A 17,977-nucleotide genomic window follows, 5' to 3' on the forward strand; every position below is an offset into this window, starting at 1 on the left:
CCAGTTTGTTTCAGTTAAAACACGATTATTGATTGATAGAAATTAATGTTCTTCAGATGCCATCGACAGATAAACAATCGTCAGAACCATAAAGATAAAGGCTTGTAACGTGATAATCAGTATGTGGAAAATCGCCCATGGCAGGCTGAGTAACCACTGTGACCAAAACGGTAAAAGAGCCGCGATAAGAATAAAGATCAATTCGCCAGCATACATATTACCAAACAGTCGCAGAGCGAGTGATATAGGTTTAGATAGCAAGCTGACCCCTTCCAGAATTAAGTTAATTGGAATAAACAGTGGGTGATTGAAAGGCTGTAATGTCAGCTCCTTCGCAAAACCACGAATTCCTTTCATCTTAACGCTGTAGAACAGGATGAGAACAAAGACACCGAGCGCCATCGACAGGGTGACACTGACATCTGCTGTTGGAACAACACGCAGAGCAGGCAGGCCGAAGACGTGTTCACCGATCAAAGGAATGAAATCGATTGGCAACAAGTCCAATGCGTTCATTAATAACACCCAGACGAACACAGTCAAAGCCAGAGGAGCTATCACTTTGCTCTTACCGTGATACATATCACGCACAGTGTTATCAACGAAACCGAAAACCATTTCTACTGCAGTCTGGAGCTTACCCGGCACGCCATCGGTAGCGCGAACCGCAACTCTCCGGAATACAAACAGAAACAACATCCCTAATACGACGGAGAAAAAAAGCGAGTCAATGTTCAACGTCCAGAACGTCGTCTCATAACCACTAGCGTGGGGATTGACCAACTCAAAGGTACGCAAGTCTAACTGAAGGTGCTTCAGGTGATGACTTATGTACTCCTGCGAAGTTGAAACTTCTCCTGATGCAGACATGATGCTTTTTACCCTTTTATTGTTAAAAATGCTAACCGTTCATTACGGCAGGTGCGATGATCTGCACAATCAGCACCGCTAAATAGGCTACACCAAGTGGTGCAAATGCCGCCTTAAACACTCCCAAGGCAACTATCAGCACAGCTATCGTAATGACAACCTTAGCCACTTCGCCAATAGCGAAGAACCATGCAATGCGTACTGGTACATCTTCTTCTTTTGCTTTTTGGAAGCGGGTTAGCAGCATAAAAATGGCATTTGGCAGCCAGCACGCCAACCCACCGGCAAAAGCAGAAGCGCCCCATTCGATACTTCTGGTACAAAAAGCCACACTGAGAATAACAAAAGTCATTAACTGCAAAAGTAACAGTTTCAGTGCAATTCTACCGCTGTAAAGGGATACAGACATGACTTTTGTTTTCTCCCGAAGTACACCATCACATATCAGGCTTTGCTGAATGCTGTATAAAACTGTCTTTGTTTAAGAGTGTCAAGTGACAAAAACGTGCAAATTATACGGGCAGCCAAAATGAATTCAATCCATAAGTAGCGAAAAAGTGAATAATTATTTAAATTTCTAACTTTGATGGTAGATTGCTCACAAATACCATTTAATATTCTGCAACGATTAATGGTATGACTGAAAAATTAAACGTGATGTATATCACATCCGACCAAAAACATTAGTTATATTTATCATTAAATATGTGATAAAAATCATTTATTTTTTTCAATTAAAATCAAATAATTAATATTACAGTCATAAAGAATTATCTAATATATCACCAAAAAATGTTAAATGTTTATTTTGTTCTCTTTCTCTAAAATTTATTTATAAAGGAAATTGATAACCTTTTTCAAAAAGAAAGTTTATACCAAAATAAAATGAAGGTTATTTTTATGTGATCTGTCAGTAAATAAAGTTCAAACAACCAAAAGTAATAATTAGTAACGTCCGTAACATTATAAATGTGGTTAACGTCACTAATTATTTAGATTTTTATTGACAAACAAAAAAGTTAGTTTGATTTAAGTACGACCAAATGACGCTCCCCATCCAACTCAGGAACTTGCAGAGAAACCACAGTATCAAGCGTTATCCCTGAAGGCAGTTGAGTCAACTCATTTTCCGGCAGCACGCCTTTCAGGGCATAAAAACGCCCTTCTGCGGGTTTAGGAAGATGACGACACCATGACAGCATGTCTTGCAGCGAAGCAAATGCACGGCTGATCACCCCATCAAAAGGAGGTTCAGGAATAAATTCTTCAACCCGACTCTGTACGGGATCAATATTACCCAAGCCCAATTCATGCTGAACTTGACGTAAGAAGCGAACTCGTTTTCCTAAACTGTCCAACAGAGTGAAATGAGAATCAGGCCGTACAATTGCCAACGGGATGCCCGGCAAGCCAGGCCCTGTTCCCACATCAATAAATCGCGTTCCGTGAAGAAAAGGATTAACAACTATGCTGTCCATGATATGCCGAACCAGCATTTGTTCGGGATCACGGACAGATGTCAGGTTATAAGCCTTGTTCCATTTGTTGAGCATATCAACATAAGCGACAAGCTGTTGTTTTTGTTCCAGTGATAACGCAATGTCTGTTGTCGCCAGCAGCGATTCCAATTTGTTAAGCAAAACTTCGTCCTCTTAGGCGCTACGACGCAATAAACCTTGTTTTTTTAACCATACCAGCAAAATGGAAATGGCTGCTGGAGTAATACCAGAAATACGCGAGGCCTGACCAATTGAACTTGGTTTATGGTCATTCAGTTTTGCAATAACTTCATTGGAAAGCCCGTTGACTTGTTTGTAATCCAGATCGAGTGGCAAAGCGGCATTTTCGTTACGTAATTGTTTTTCGATCTCTTCTTGCTGACGGGCGATATAGCCTTCGTACTTCACTTGAATTTCAACTTGATCTGCCGCTTGAGGTTCTGTTAACCCCGGAGTAAAACGTGGCAGTGATGTCAGCAGTTCATAATTCATTTCAGGGCGACGCAGTAAATCTTCACCATTGGCTTCTTTTGACAGTGGTGCCTTCAGCATTTGGTTGATTTCACCCAAGCTATCAGAATGCGGGTGTACCCAGATATTTCGTAAGCGCTGGCGTTCCTGTTCAATCATCTCAACTTTGCGGCAATAGTGCTCCCAACGTTGATCATCAACCAAGCCCAATTCCCGGCCTTTTTCCGTTAAACGGAGATCCGCATTGTCTTCACGCAGCATCAAGCGATATTCTGCGCGCGACGTAAACATGCGGTAAGGCTCTTTCGTACCCAATGTGCACAAGTCATCAACCAATACACCGATATAGGCTTGATCACGGCGAGGGAACCAGCCGTTTTCATCTGCGGCATAACGTGCGGCATTCAAACCTGCCAGTAATCCTTGTGCTGCCGCTTCTTCGTATCCTGTAGTGCCGTTGATTTGACCAGCAAAGAACAGGCCATTGATAAATTTGCTTTCCAGTGTCTGTTTTAAATCACGTGGATCAAAAAAGTCGTATTCGATCGCATAACCAGGGCGAACGATACGGGCGTTTTCCATACCCTTCATGGAGTGAACGATCTGCATCTGTACGTCAAATGGCAGACTGGTTGAAATGCCGTTCGGGTAGATTTCGTTACTGGTGAGGCCTTCTGGTTCAAGGAAGATCTGATGAGCGTTGCGATCCGCAAAACGCATGACTTTGTCTTCGATGGAAGGGCAGTAACGTGGTCCGATCCCTTCGATGATCCCCGCATACATCGGGCTACGATCCAAATTATTACGGATCACTTCATGGGTTTTTTCATTGGTATGTGTGATATAGCAAGGGATCTGTCGTGGGTGTTGATCTACGTTGCCCATGAATGAGAATACGGGTATCGGGTTATCACCCAACTGTTGCTCAAGCTGGCTGAAATCAATGGTTCGTGCATCAATACGGGGAGGTGTTCCCGTTTTCAGGCGAGCTACGCGTAAAGGCAATTCACGCAGGCGATGGGATAATGCGATCGCAGGAGGATCTCCGGCACGTCCACCACTGTAGTTTTCCAGCCCGATGTGGATTTTTCCATCAAGGAAAGTACCAACAGTCAGTACAACTGATTTTGCCTTAAATTTTAATCCCATACGTGTAACAACGCCTGTTATGGTGTTGTTTTCAACGATGAGATCTTCAACCGACTGCTGGAAGATCATTAAGTTAGGTTGGTTTTCCAATGCGGTTCTTACAGCCTGTCGGTACAGTACTCGATCTGCCTGTGCTCGCGTTGCCCGAACTGCTGGACCTTTGCTGGCATTCAGTGTTCTGAATTGAATACCGGCCTGATCAGTTGCTTGAGCCATTAGGCCACCAAGTGCATCGATCTCTTTTACCAGATGCCCTTTACCGATCCCACCAATGGCTGGATTACATGACATCTGGCCCAAAGTATCAATATTGTGAGTCAGTAATAAGGTTTGACGTCCCATACGTGCGGCAGCCATTGCTGCTTCGGTACCGGCGTGACCACCGCCGATAATGATGACGTCAAAGTGCTCTGGATAAAACATGTGCGAACCTTCAATTGTGAGAATGCTTGATATGCATTAGGGAGGGGATTCTACTCAAGTTTAGACGTTAGACCAAGTAAGTTTGATCGCCGTTAATTAAAAGAAGATCTTTTTTATTTAAAGATCTCTTTATTAGATCTGTTATTAGGATCGCGATCATCTGTGGATAAGTGATTTTTCCATAGAAAGATCATGATGCTGTAAAGGATCATTTGCTGTGAATGATCCGTGATCCAAGTCAGTATAAGCTGGGATCTAAATGCGTAGTTATACACAGGTGGTAAATTGAAACTGAGTTATTAAATGGATAACTACGGGTTAATCCCTGCTTTTCAGATAAGTTATCCACAGTTGATCGTTATATTTTTAATCGGATCAGAGTAACTTTGCCCATTCTTTAACCCAATCTTCAGCGGGATCCTCGGGAATTTCATACTTCTGGATGTCTATTTCCAATCGATCCCCGATCCTTTTTGCTCCGCGATCTTTCAATAGATGCTCAAATGATTTGATGGCGCCACAGAATATGTCATATTCTGAACTGCCAATACCGACCGAACCAAATGTCACGTTACTTAGATCTGGCTGTTCTTGTGCGATCGTGTCTGCCAGAGGCTGAAGATTTTCGGGTAAGTCCCCTGCCCCATGTGTTGATGTGACCACAAGCCATAGCCCACCAAGGCGCAGATCATCCAGTGAAGGACCATGAAGGACCTCAGTTGAAAACCCGTGATTTTCTAAGATCTCCGCCATATGTTCGGCAACATATTCAGAACTTCCCATTGTGCTGCCGCTGATTAAGGTTATTGTGCTCATCATGATCCCTGTTAAGTTAAAGAGCGGCTATTGTACGCTGTGAGTCTACTGGGATCTACCTGTGGATAATGTGGTTATAAACCATTTCCTGTTTCAAGGCTTGATTGTTCTTATGATTGGGTTTTGCAGGGAGATCAGGGTTTCTGTTGACTGGATTTCATCGATTGTCTGGATCTTGTTGATAAGTACATCTTGAAGCGATTCGATGGAGCGGCACATGACTTTAGTGAAAATGCTGTAATGCCCTGTGGTGTAATAGACTTCAACCACTTCATCAAGCATGTCGAGTTTTTTTAATGCGGCCGGATAGTCTTTGGCGCTTTTTAAAATGATGCCGATAAAGCAACACACATCAAACCCCAGTTGTTTGGCACTGATATCAACACGAGTGCCTGTAATGATCCCTGCCTGCTTCATTTTTTCCACACGAACATGAATTGTTCCCGGACTAACAGCGAATTTTTTGGCTAATTCTGCATAAGGTGTCCGTGCGTTACCCATTAAAGCGTGAAGAATGTCACGGTCTAAATTATCGATCTGATAAATTTCTGCCATTTTTAACCCCTATTTTTGAATGATATTCATTTTTATGGTGTAAAAATTATTGTTTATAAATATTACTCGATATTTTTATTATCAGATATTGAATTTATACCTCATTCTGTTGCTTAATCTATATCAACAGGACACAGGGTCACTAAAAATTTTGAGAGCAGCGCCATGAAAACATCCTTTATTGAAAAACAGCAGCAGATTAGTTTTGTGAAATCATACTTTTCCCGTCTGCTAGAGAAGCAACTCGGTTTAATCGAAGTTCAGGGACCCATTCTGAGCCGTCTTGGTGATGGTACTCAGGACAACTTGTCTGGCCATGAAAAAGCGGTACAGGTAAAAGTTAAAACATTGCCAGATGCAACGTTTGAGGTGGTTCATTCTCTAGCTAAATGGAAGCGCAAGACATTAGGTCGCTTTGGTTTTCAATCTGAACAAGGATTGTATACCCACATGAAGGCTCTGCGTCCTGATGAGGATCGCCTGACTCCTATCCACTCTGTCTTTGTTGATCAGTGGGATTGGGAAAAAGTGATGGGTGAAGGTCACCGCTCACTCGGTTATTTAAAACAGACAGTAGGTAAAATCTACGAAGCGATAAAAGAAACACAAAAAGCAGTAAGTAAGGAATTTGGTCTGGCACCGTTCCTGCCAGATCAAATTCACTTTCTTCACAGTGAAGAGCTTCTGAAACGTTACCCTGATCTGGATGCTAAAAGTCGTGAGCGTGAGGCCGCCAAAGAGTTTGGTGCGATTTTCTTGATGGGAATTGGTGGTAAGTTGTCTGATGGTCAGTCACATGATGTTCGTGCACCGGATTATGACGACTGGACAACGCCAAACAGCGACGGCTTCTTCGGCCTGAACGGTGACATTATTGTCTGGAACCCCGTATTGCAAGATGCTTTTGAAATTTCGTCAATGGGTATCCGTGTTGATGCAGAAGCACTGCAACGTCAGCTCGAGTTAACTTGTGATGAAGATCGACTGCAATATGACTGGCATCAGGCATTGGTCAAAGGTGATATGCCACAATCCATCGGTGGAGGCATTGGTCAATCACGTTTGGTGATGCTGTTGCTGCAAATGGCGCATATTGGTCAGGTTCAGTGTGGTGTCTGGTCACCCGAAATTATCGAATCTGTTGAAGGTGTACTGTAAGGATTGACTGCGAAGGGATCCGAGAGTAGTGACTCAGTGTCGCCATCTTCGCAGTAAACGGCTTGTAATCCCGGTATCAAAGCGCCAGATATGATCGAATATCCGCATGATACCGGGCTTTCCATAATGGGACAGGGAAACTGCATGGAAGCGGTGTTGTTGGCGTTGTTGCAGGTTTTGTATCTGATGGATTAGAGCGTCTGGCAACCGCTGGGCAATGAAATCTGAAATAACAACAGCGTCGGCATCTTTCCAGATATTTTCTTGCATTTTCTCAATGATGGCATTCAGGCAGAATGCCAGATCGGTTCCTCCTTTGAAAGTTTGCCCCAAAAAATGTACCGCCTGTGTTAGCCCATCTTGTGACGTTAAGTCATAGTGAATGAGTTCTGTGGAAAATAATATGATGTGGCAATGACGATTATCTGCCAGAGCAATACGCATCAGTGCCAGACAAAATGCTTTTGCACAATGCTCATTGAACCCGCCCATTGATCCGGAAGTATCCACGCACACAATAAACGGCCCTCGGGGCTGTTCTGCATGATCATGGTGAGTAACCGGCTTCAATATAGTTCTTGGCTGCCAATTGTCTCCTTGTAAGCGGTAGGTCAGTAACTTTTTCTCCACCAGCCGCCGATAAAATTCGTACTCCAGATCTTCAATTCCCAGCATGGCCAGTTCTGTGGGTAAAAGTCTCAGGATATCGTCACCTTGTTGGATACCGCTGACTTGCTCTGGCACGGTATCTGGCATTCGCTCTATCTGGGTGAATGGTTCAAGGGTGTCGCTATCTTCGGGAATTGATTTAGCCGCTTGGCTGCGGCCGAGTAATTGTGCCAGTTTTTCCAGTTCAGGCTGCTGTTTGAGAAATTCAGCATATTGGGTGAATAATGCGGTATTGTGCGACGTCAGGTGAAGTCGGCCTTTGCTCATGTCCCACAATCGCCCTGCGGCGCGATCATTTTCATCGAATATCGGATCGAGATTGCCACTGAGAACCAATCGCTTCTGGATCTCTGCCAATAATTGTTCTTTTTCCTGTTCCAGCAATTGCTTGTGAAAGGTTGTTACTTGCAGGATCAGGCTGGTGCGCCAGCGTTGAATAAACAGGATTTGTCCTGCGTGGGTGTGTTCAGATAACGCTTCTCGCAATGTGTGGGCGTTATGGGTAAAAGGAGATTTGATCTGTTCAAGCTTCTCGGCGAGATCAGGGAGTTGTTGATAAAATTCTGTCGTATTAGCCGTTAGTAATTGCTGGTATAACTGAAATTCTTCAGCTAGAGAGGCTGGAATGAGTGTATCTTTTATTCTTTGTTGTAGTGCTTGTTGCCATGCAGGTACATCTTTCAATAATGCGCGCTTGAACCTAGGAAATTTTTCAAAAAAAATGGCCAATTGAGGGGCACTTAACAGTGCTAAAATGATCTCCTCGATCAGTTCACCTTCATTGATCGAGAGTAAAAGATCGAGCGTTGCCAGAGTTAACATGTCACTACCCCATTTTTGATCTCAATTGTTTCAGTTTTTCGATCAATTGCAGAAAGCTTTGTTCAATGTTGGCAATCCAATGTTCTTCGATAAATAAACAAGGTTGATGCTGACCGAACAATTGGCGCTGATGCTGGATGGCATCACTAATAGATATAAGCTTTTCATTCCACTCGTTATTTGTTTTTTCTGTTGTTAGTTGCTTTGCTTCCGCTTGGCAGAGAATGGCACTGTTATGGCTAATATCCAGCACTTCCAGTTGATGTTTTTCGTTGATCTCGGCCGAAATTTTCAGTGGAAAACCAATGCCATTTAAGCAAGCGAGCAATTCTCCACTGCTATTTTTGAGTACGTTTTCCAGTACTTTCCTATCTATTTCAATGAAATTAACTTCAATATCATGCAGATGTAATGCGGGATACAGAAATAGCGTCAGTTTTTCATCATTGATAGTCTTGGGAAGTGAGTAGTGGGTCTTGCGGCCGAAAAGTGATGAGTTCGTGGTTAACTGTAAGGGATGAAGGTGAGTTTCATCTCGGCTGGTTTGTATCCATTGTTGGTATACTCCATCCATTTTCTGTAGCAGGAAACGCTGTTGATAGGCTTGTTCTGTCAGCAAATCATGAAGGAATTGCGGCAGAAGCTTTAAGGCATTCAGGTCGTGCCACAGGCAGTCTTTCAATAGCACTAAATCTAGCGGAGATATGGCATTTTTCCCACTGAAGAATGCACTAGCCTGCAATAAGCGGATGGCTTTTTTCCAGCGGCGATCTGAAACGTAAGAGAGATTTTCAGAGGCATTCAGTTGCTGGCGTAGCTGATAAATCAGCTCGAAAATGTAGTCTGGCAGGGAGACGTGTTCAATCTTACACTGCCATTGATGAAATTCCTCATCTGTAATTTGGAAATGGGTAGGTACAGGATTGTCATTCCCATTGTTTCGATCAGTCAGTAAGGCACGAAAATTTTTCTTTTCCTGAATGTTGTTTAGCCAGATTCGGATCAACATACGATCGTAGAGGGCTTCCAGGCTGCTATCAGAATCGGGCAGCTCATTGGATGCCGTGACCAATAACCGCATCGGCAGGTTTTCTTCTTGGTTGCCATTTCTAAATTTTTTTTCATTGATTGCGGTCAGCAGGGTATTCAAAATAGCGGGGCCTGCTTTCCAGATTTCATCCAGAAAAACAACTTCCGCTTCTGGCAAATAGCCTTCTGTCAGGCGCTGGTAACGGCCTTCATCTTTGAGTGCTTGAATGGAGAGTGGGCCGAAGATCTCTTCTGGTGTGGAAAAGCGTGTCATCAAATACTCAAAAGCGTGAGCATTTTGAAACGCAAATTTTAGCCGGCGTGCTATCAGGCTTTTCGCGATCCCCGGTGGCCCTAGGAGAAAAACACTCTCTCCACATAAGGCGGCCAGAAGACAGAGACGAATGGCTTGTCGCCTTTCATATAATCCACTTTCTAGATGCTGACTTAACTGGGATATTTTCTCGACCAATTGCATATTATGTACACCATGGTTCGAATAGTTACCTTCATTTATTTATAGATAAAATTCAATCTATGCAAAGATTTTGGTGATTATTTATTGATCCCCAGTAGTGTGTTTGAAAAATCGATTCAGTATAACTTATTCAATAAGTTAGGTTTTTTTATTTATTGCCCTATTTATTAAACGTTTTAATCATGATCACATTTTCATATCAAGCATGTTGTCTTTGGTATAGGGCTTTATATGATGACGGTTTAGCGAAACGTTTCGCTTTCGCTAAGGAGTTAATAAAAAAATGAAAAAAGGCGTTTTATTGCATTCTGATATTTCTGCCGTTATTTCTCGTTTGGGGCACACTGATCAGATCACGATCAGTGATGCGGGGTTACCTATCCCGTTGTCCACCCAGCGAATTGATTTAGCGTTAACCCAGGGAATACCCGATTTGATGTCTGTGTTTGACGTGGTTGTGCAGGAAGTGCAGGTTGAAGCGGCCATTCTGGCTACGGAGATGATTGATCACAACCCTCAGATACATGAACAAATCATCAAGCGCATTGCTGAACTCGAAACAAAACAGGGAAATGCAATCGCGATAGAGTATGTGAGTCATAACATTCTGAAAGAGAAGACAGAAAAGAGCAAAGCGATTATCCGTACCGGAGAATGTTCTCCTTATGCCAATATCCTCCTTTGTTCTGGCGTAACTTTCTGAGGGTATTATGGAGCCATTGCTGGAGTTAAAGGAGATTGATAAGGCTTTCCCTGGGGTAAAGGCGTTGTCGGGTGCAGTCCTTCGCGTTTATCCCGGGAAAGTTATGGCGTTGGTCGGCGAAAATGGTGCCGGTAAGTCCACGATGATGAAAGTCTTGACCGGCATCTATACCAAAGATGCCGGTTCAATCCATTATCTTGGGAAAAATGTGGTTTTCTCCGGCCCTAAATCGTCCCAAGAGGCTGGGATCGGCATTATTCATCAAGAGTTAAATCTTATCCCCCAACTGACGATCGCAGAAAATGTTTTTCTTGGGCGTGAGTTCGTCAATAAACTGGGTATCATCAATTGGCAAAAAATGTATGAAGAGGCCGATAATCTGCTGAAGCGTTTGAATATCCGTTATAGCAGCCGTCGACTAGTTTCTGAATTGTCCATCGGCGATCAGCAAATGGTGGAAATTGCCAAGGTGCTGAGTTTCCAATCCAAAGTCATCATAATGGATGAGCCAACGGATGCCTTGACCGATACCGAAACTGAATCGCTATTTCATGTCATACGGGAGCTGAAAGCTCAAGGCTGTGGCATTGTCTACATTTCCCACCGTCTGAAAGAAATCTTTGAAATTTGTGATGACGTGACGGTATTTCGTGATGGGCAGTTTATTGGCGAACAGCCGGTTGCTGCTCTACAAGAAGATACGTTGATCGAAATGATGGTGGGACGCAAGCTGGAAGATCAATACCCGCGTCTGGATCTGCCGCGTGGGGAAAAACGACTGGAGATTGAAAACCTATCTGGATCAGGGATCAAAAATGTCAGTTTTTCTCTGTTCGGTGGCGAGATTCTGGGAATATCCGGTTTAATGGGAGCTGGTCGTACTGAATTGATGAAGGTGATCTACGGAGCATTGCCGAAAACCGAAGGCAGGATCCTGCTGGATGGAAAACCCCTGACTATTCGCAATCCACAGGATGGGCTGGCTAACGGCATTGTCTATATTTCGGAAGACCGTAAGCGTGATGGCTTGGTGTTGGGAATGTCGGTCAAAGAAAATATGTCCCTCACAGCGTTACGTTATTTCAGTCAAAAACCCTATCGTTTGAATCATTCCGCAGAACAAAAAGCCGTAACTGACTTCATCAAATTATTCAATATCAAAACTCCCTCAATGGAACAATCGATTGGCTTGCTTTCTGGCGGTAACCAGCAAAAAGTGGCGATTGCCCGTGGTCTGATGACTCGCCCGAAGGTATTGATTCTGGATGAGCCAACCCGAGGAGTGGATGTCGGTGCGAAGAAAGAGATCTATCAGTTGATCAATCAGTTCAAAAAAGAAGGTTTGAGCATCATTTTGGTCTCGTCTGAGATGCCGGAAGTCATGGGAATGAGTGATCGTATTCTGGTGATGCATGAAGGTGGCATAAGTGGTGAGTTCAGTGCGGATAACGCCTCTCAGGAAGCGCTGATGGCCGCTGCTGTCGGCAAACAATACGGTGCAGTTGAAAGATAATGATCAAGGATAAGAGATATGAATTCTAACACAGCACCAACCTCCAGACGTTGGCTCACGAAAGCCTGGTTGATGGAGCAGAAATCACTGATTGCACTATTGATTCTGATTGTTGTTGTTTCCTTCCTCAGCCCCAATTTTTTCACACTGAATAACCTGTTTAATATCCTCCAGCAAACTTCTGTCAACGCTATCATGGCGGTGGGAATGACGTTGGTGATCCTGACTTCGGGCATTGATTTATCCGTCGGATCTCTACTGGCACTGACGGGAGCGGTGGCTGCATCTATGGTCGGTACGGATGTCAACGCGCTGGTGGCAGTTGCTGCGACACTGGCATTGGGGGCGGCGATTGGCGCATGTACTGGTGTTATTGTTGCGAAGGGCAAAGTCCAGGCGTTTATTGCCACATTAGTGATGATGTTGTTATTGCGTGGTGTTACCCGTGTTTATACCGATGGTAGTCCCATCAATACCGGATTCAGTGATAATGCCGATCTGTTTGGCTGGTTTGGCATTGGCCGTCCATTAGGAGTGCCGGCGCCAGTCTGGATCATGCTGCTGGTTTTTGCTGCTGCTTGGTACATTCTGCATCATACTCGCCTTGGCCGTTACATCTACGCTTTAGGCGGAAATGAATCTGCAACACGTTTATCAGGTATTAACGTTGATAAAATAAAAATAATCGTTTATTCCCTATGTGGCCTATTGGCAGCACTGGCCAGTATTATCGAAGTGGCCCGGCTATCTTCTGCTCAACCGATGGCAGGAAGTGGTTATGAGCTGGATGCCATTGCAGCCGTGGTGCTGGGGGGAACCAGCCTGGCTGGCGGGAAGGGACGGATTGTCGGTACGCTGATTGGTGCGCTGATTTTAGGTTTTTTGAACAATGGATTGAACTTATTAGGTATTTCTTCCAACTACCAGATGATCGTCAAGGCAGTTGTGATTTTACTGGCGGTCTTGGTTGATAACAAAAGTAGTAAATAACCTCACCCTACAGGAAAAAACAACATGAAAATGAAGAAGCTGGCAACCATTCTCTCCGCCGTAGCCTTGAGTGCAACCATGAGTGCCAATGCACTGGCGAAGGATAGCATTGCATTGGTGATTTCAACATTGAATAACCCCTTCTTTGTCACGATGAAAGACAGCGCACAGAAAGAGGCTGATAAACTCGGATATGACCTGATTGTGCTTGATTCTCAGGATAATCCGGCAAAAGAGCTGGCTAACGTACAGGATTTGACTGTTCGTGGCACGAAATTGATGCTGATTAACCCAACAGATTCAGACGCCGTTGGTAATGCGGTCATCATGGCAAATAAGGCGAATATTCCGGTCATCACCCTTGACCGTACGGCGAATAAAGGAAACGTTGTCAGCCATATTGCTTCTGACAATCGCTTGGGTGGCAAAATGGCCGGTGATTTTATCGCTGAAAAATTGGGTAACAATGCCAAAATCATTCAATTGGAAGGTATCTCTGGTACTTCTGGTGCACGTGAACGTAGTGAAGGTTTTTCTCAGGCCGCCAAAAACCATCAATTCAATATGCTAGCCAGCCAGCCTGCTGACTTTGACCGCACAAAGGGGCTGAATGTCATGCAGAACCTGCTGACAGCCCACCCATCAGTACAAGCCGTTTTTGCCCAAAATGATGAAATGGCACTCGGTGCGTTGCGTGCGTTGCAGACAGCCAATAAAAAAGATGTGCTGGTTGTCGGATTTGACGGAACTGACGATGGCGTCAAGGCTGTACGGAGCGGTAAATTAAGTGCAACGATTGCACAGCGCCCCGATCAGATTGGCATCATTGGCGTCCAGACAGCAGACAAGGTGCTGAAAGGTGAAAAAGTTGACGCTACTATCCCGGTTGAATTGGAATTAGTTATCAAAAAATAATCAGTATTACCATGCAGCCATCAGTTTTGATGGCTGCATCATCGCTGAACAGGAATAAATGTAATGAGTATGGCAAAACTTGCCGTGATGGGTAGCATTAATGCAGATCACATCTTGAACCTCGAATCTTTTCCTCAGCCAGGGGAAACCGTGATGGGAAAACAGTATCAGGTTGCATTTGGGGGAAAGGGAGCTAATCAGGCGGTTGCTGCAGGTCGCTGTGGTGCTGACATTACATTTATTGCTTGTGTTGGCCAAGATGATATTGGCGAGCGTGTCCGTCAACAATTGGCGAAAGATCATATCAATACCTCGGCAATCGGAGTTATTGAAGGTGAAACAACGGGTGTAGCACTGATTTTTGTGAATCAGCAGGGGGAAAATGTCATTGGCATTAGCGCAGGAGCGAATGGCGCACTAACATCTGAATATTTCCACCATCATGAGCAGGTGGTCAAAGAGGCTGATGTGTTGCTATTACAACTCGAAACACCATTGGAAACCGTACAGCTAGCCGCTGAAACGGCCAGAAAACATAACACCAAAGTTGTCTTGAACCCTGCGCCAGCACAGAAACTCTCTGAACAATTGCTTTCTTTGGTCGATATCATCACTCCTAATGAAACAGAAGCGGAATACTTAACTGGGATCGCTGTAAAAGATGATGTGGGAGCAGAAAAAGCCGCTCAGGACTTGCATAATAAAGGTATTGAAATCGTTATTATCACATTGGGCAGCCGTGGCGTATGGCTGAGTGAAAATGGCAAGCAAGGTAAAATTGTTCCTGGATTTAAAGTCAAGGCAATCGATACGATTGCGGCGGGCGATACATTTAATGGTGCTCTGGTAACGGGATTATTGGAAGGGAAAGAAATAGTATCGGCAATTCGTTTTGCCCATGCTGCGGCAGCTATTGCTGTGACACGTCAGGGAGCGCAGCCTGCTGTTCCGTGGCGACGTGAGATTGATGCATTTCTGGCTGAACAGGACTAACCGTGGCTACTATGAAGGACGTTGCCCGTCTTGCGGGCGTATCGACATCAACGGTCTCTTATGTAATTAATGATAACCGTTATGTCAGTGAGAGAGTGAAAAAGAAAGTCAATGCGGCCATTGATGAGTTGAACTATGCTCCTTCCGCCTTGGCCAGAAGTCTGAAAATTAAGCAAACCAAAACCATCGGTATGCTGGTCACGACCAGTAATAACCCGTTTTATGCTGAAATTGTCAGGGGAGTTGAACGGAATTGTTACGAGCGGGGATACAGCTTAATTCTGTGTAATACCGAAGGTAACGTGACGCGGCTGATCCGCAGTATGGAAACACTGTTGCAAAAACGTGTTGATGGCTTGTTAATCATGTGTTCTGAAAATGCGGTACTACCCAATGATTTTCTGCTCCGATATCCACTTATACCGATGGTAACAATGGATTGGTCGCCTTTTTATGTATCCAGTGATGTCATCAAAGATAACTCTCTATTGGGGGGCGAATTAGCCACAAGTTATCTGATTAGCCGAGGTTTTCGTAAAATCGCCTGTATCGCTGGCCCACAGGATAAGACGCCAGCCCGTCAGCGTCTGGCTGGATATCGAAAAGCAATGAAAGATGCCCAGTTAGAGATCCCTGAAGGGTATGAAATCCACAGTGATTTTGAATTTGCTGGTGGATTGTCATCAATGGAACAGCTACTCCAATTATCTAAACCTCCTGAGGCGGTATTTGCAGGAAATGACGCTATGGCTATTGGGGCTTATCAAGCCTTACATAGGGCGGGTCTTTCTGTTCCCAATGATATCTCCGTGATTGGATATGATGACATTTCGATGGCGCCTTACATGACCCCACCACTGACCACCATTCATCAACCCAAAGATGAATTGGGTAAGCTGGCCATTGATACTCTGCTCTATAGAATGGACAATCCAGGAATTGAGCCAAAACAATTGATTTTGAAGCCAAAACTGATTGAACGGAATTCTGTAGCCAAACGCTGAAGGCATTACTTTTTAATCAAATTCCGGCCATCTTCTTTCTTCAATAACAGGAAAACAAAAGAAGAGGCTAGAGTAATCACGCCTATCGTAATAAAGGTATAGTGGAAGTGATCCACTGTTGAACCGTATTCTGCTGACTCATAAAGCCGAAGGATTGCAGCACTGACTGTTACTCCTAAACTGATAGATAACTGTTGAGTAACCGCCAATAGGCTATTGCCCGCACTGGCATTGTTATTATTCAAATCACCAAGGGTAATGGTATTCATTGATGTAAATTGCGTGGACATTGCCATTCCTAAAATAAATAGAGGAATGATCAAAAAGATGAGTGATATCTCCGGTGTCTGTAGCGAAAACTGTGCAATCATCACACCAATGATCACCGTGACCCAAATGAGCGTGTTTCGATATCCAAATCGAGTCAGTAACTTGGTGACAAAAGATTTAGCGAGAATTGCGCCAATGGCGTTTGGTGCCATCATTATCCCGGCAATAATCGCCGAGTAACCAAAACCCACTTGTAGCATTAACGGAATAAGAAATGAGAGAGAACCCGTACTTAAGCGAGTGGCAATATTGCTGGTGATGCCAACTGAAAAGGTACGTGTTTGGAACAACTGGAGGTCGATGAGTGGATTTGGATGCCTTTTGGCATGGAAGATATATCCTGACAGCATAATGATACTACCCGCCATAACCGCAACGGGAACATAGTTAGGCAGAGTATTATTGCCAAATAAATCCAAGCTGACCGAAAGCATCACCAGCCCTACACTAAATAGCATGAATCCCAGAAAATCAAAGGGGCATTTAGGCATGGTAAAGTTGGGCATGTGCTTTCTGGCATAAATAATACCCAGTAGGCCGATAGGAATATTGATGATGAAGATCCAATGCCAAGTTGCATAGGTTACTAACAATCCGCCGAGCATGGGGCCTAAAATTGGACCAAGCAAACCTGGCATAGTCACAAAATTCAAAACGGGCAACAATTCGCTGCGAGGATATGCCCGCAGTAATGCCAAACGGGCAACAGGCATCATCATGGCACCACCAATCCCTTGAATGACGCGGGCAGCTACCAGAAAAGAGAAACTGCTGGATAACGCACAGGCGAGTGAACCTAAAGAAAAAAGGGAAACGGCATAAATGAATATCCGTTGTGTGCCGAATCTATCAGCCAACCAACCACTGACCGGAATTAACATTGCCACCGTTAAGGTATAACTGACAATGGCTGGCTGCATTGCCAGAGGATGATGATTAAGACTTTCAGCAATTGCCGGCAATGCGGTATTAAGGATGGTTGCATCCAGGGATTGCATAAAAAAAGCTATCGCAGCAATCCAGGGCAATCCCGACATACTGCGTGCAGATTTGACCATTAGATATCCTGTTATATTTTAATAATCGATGATTACTTACTGGGTATTTTTTTCCACTTGTTTTTGTTCTTTTAACTGTATGGATGTCATACTTCCCTTCTATTTAACACATTATCCTACTGCATAGATTTAATCATTGTCGTCGATAACACCAATTTTTGACTGAAAAAAGAGCGTAAATGCTAATTTTGTTGAAAAAAAACACGAACGGAAAGAAAATTCAAAAAAACTATTGTCAGGGGCCGAAAAGTCCCTATAATGCGCCACCACTGACCGACGCTGAGCGAAGACACGCCGCGGAGGCCAGCGAGAGAAAAGCGAAAATAAGCGCTTGACTCTCCGGGCAAAAAGCGTAAGATACGCAGCCCTGACTGACCCAAACCTTACGTTAAGTCAGTCCGCTCTTTAACAACTTAATCAGACAATCTGTGTGGGCACTCACAAGACAGTATCGACAGCATCGCAAGATGCCGAAAACTTTAAAGTCTTAAAGAGTGACTAAAACAGTTAATTCATTACGAACTAACAGTAA

General features: G+C 44.0%; 16 protein-coding genes. 7 read left to right on the plus strand and 9 right to left on the minus strand.

From position 1 onward, the window contains the following. Positions 1-42: 42 nt before the first annotated feature. The 6 genes from atpB to asnC form a co-directional block, all read right to left on the minus strand. Complete coding sequence (gene atpB, locus PSI22_RS02135; RefSeq protein WP_273578263.1) at positions 43-870, minus strand: F0F1 ATP synthase subunit A; 828 nt, start codon at positions 868-870, stop codon at positions 43-45. 31 nt (positions 871-901) lie between these two features. Then, on the minus strand, positions 902-1,279 hold the full coding sequence (gene atpI / locus PSI22_RS02140) for a F0F1 ATP synthase subunit I (RefSeq protein WP_038180776.1): 378 nt from the start codon (positions 1,277-1,279) through the stop codon (positions 902-904). Between the two features lie 610 nt (positions 1,280-1,889). Continuing rightward, entirely contained in the window at positions 1,890-2,510 is a 621-nt protein-coding gene (rsmG, locus tag PSI22_RS02145; RefSeq protein ID WP_273578265.1) for a 16S rRNA (guanine(527)-N(7))-methyltransferase RsmG, read from the minus strand. A gap of 12 nt (positions 2,511-2,522) precedes the next feature. Continuing rightward, positions 2,523-4,412, minus strand: a complete 1,890-nt coding sequence (gene mnmG / locus PSI22_RS02150) for a tRNA uridine-5-carboxymethylaminomethyl(34) synthesis enzyme MnmG (RefSeq protein ID WP_273578267.1) — start codon at positions 4,410-4,412, stop codon at positions 2,523-2,525. Between the two features lie 375 nt (positions 4,413-4,787). After that, entirely contained in the window at positions 4,788-5,228 is a 441-nt protein-coding gene (gene mioC / locus PSI22_RS02155; protein WP_038249849.1) for an FMN-binding protein MioC, read from the minus strand. Between the two features lie 93 nt (positions 5,229-5,321). Next, positions 5,322-5,783, minus strand: coding sequence for a transcriptional regulator AsnC (gene asnC, locus PSI22_RS02160; protein WP_273578270.1), 462 nt, complete (start codon positions 5,781-5,783; stop codon positions 5,322-5,324). 165 nt (positions 5,784-5,948) lie between these two features. On the opposite strand from asnC, the gene asnA reads away from it, so the two are divergent. Beyond that, positions 5,949-6,941 carry an aspartate--ammonia ligase gene (gene asnA, locus PSI22_RS02165; RefSeq protein ID WP_273578272.1) on the plus strand — a complete coding sequence of 331 codons (993 nt, stop codon included), beginning with the start codon at positions 5,949-5,951 and terminating at the stop codon, positions 6,939-6,941. Between the two features lie 33 nt (positions 6,942-6,974). Here the strand turns inward: asnA and viaA are convergent, their stop codons facing one another. Together viaA and ravA are read right to left on the minus strand one after the other, a co-directional pair. Further along, on the minus strand, positions 6,975-8,432 hold the full coding sequence (viaA, locus tag PSI22_RS02170) for an ATPase RavA stimulator ViaA (protein WP_273578274.1): 1,458 nt from the start codon (positions 8,430-8,432) through the stop codon (positions 6,975-6,977). A 4-nt stretch (positions 8,433-8,436) separates the two neighbouring features. Continuing rightward, positions 8,437-9,939: an ATPase RavA gene (ravA, locus tag PSI22_RS02175; protein WP_273578276.1), complete on the minus strand. Its 1,503-nt coding sequence runs from the start codon at positions 9,937-9,939 to the stop codon at positions 8,437-8,439. A gap of 283 nt (positions 9,940-10,222) precedes the next feature. On the opposite strand from ravA, the gene rbsD reads away from it, so the two are divergent. The 6 genes from rbsD (at position 10,223) to rbsR (ending at position 16,057) form a co-directional block, all read left to right on the plus strand. Then, positions 10,223-10,642 (plus strand): D-ribose pyranase, encoded by a 420-nt coding sequence (rbsD, locus tag PSI22_RS02180; protein WP_273578279.1) that lies wholly within the window; start codon positions 10,223-10,225, stop codon positions 10,640-10,642. Positions 10,643-10,649: 7 nt separating this feature from the next. Continuing rightward, positions 10,650-12,155, plus strand: a complete 1,506-nt coding sequence (rbsA, locus tag PSI22_RS02185; protein WP_273578281.1) for a ribose ABC transporter ATP-binding protein RbsA — start codon at positions 10,650-10,652, stop codon at positions 12,153-12,155. A gap of 18 nt (positions 12,156-12,173) precedes the next feature. Next, positions 12,174-13,145 (plus strand): ribose ABC transporter permease, encoded by a 972-nt coding sequence (gene rbsC, locus PSI22_RS02190; RefSeq protein ID WP_273578282.1) that lies wholly within the window; start codon positions 12,174-12,176, stop codon positions 13,143-13,145. Between the two features lie 24 nt (positions 13,146-13,169). Continuing rightward, complete coding sequence (gene rbsB / locus PSI22_RS02195; protein ID WP_038194867.1) at positions 13,170-14,060, plus strand: ribose ABC transporter substrate-binding protein RbsB; 891 nt, start codon at positions 13,170-13,172, stop codon at positions 14,058-14,060. 63 nt (positions 14,061-14,123) lie between these two features. Further along, positions 14,124-15,053 carry a ribokinase gene (gene rbsK, locus PSI22_RS02200; protein WP_273578285.1) on the plus strand — a complete coding sequence of 310 codons (930 nt, stop codon included), beginning with the start codon at positions 14,124-14,126 and terminating at the stop codon, positions 15,051-15,053. A 2-nt stretch (positions 15,054-15,055) separates the two neighbouring features. Next, positions 15,056-16,057, plus strand: coding sequence for a ribose operon transcriptional repressor RbsR (gene rbsR / locus PSI22_RS02205; protein ID WP_273578287.1), 1,002 nt, complete (start codon positions 15,056-15,058; stop codon positions 16,055-16,057). Between the two features lie 5 nt (positions 16,058-16,062). On the opposite strand, the gene mdtD is transcribed toward rbsR, so the two are convergent. Next, on the minus strand, positions 16,063-17,445 hold the full coding sequence (gene mdtD, locus PSI22_RS02210) for a multidrug transporter subunit MdtD (protein ID WP_273578289.1): 1,383 nt from the start codon (positions 17,443-17,445) through the stop codon (positions 16,063-16,065). Positions 17,446-17,977: the final 532 nt, after the last annotated feature.

The sequence above is a fragment of the Xenorhabdus aichiensis genome, assembly GCF_028598775.1.
Lineage (GTDB): Bacteria > Pseudomonadota > Gammaproteobacteria > Enterobacterales > Enterobacteriaceae > Xenorhabdus > Xenorhabdus bovienii.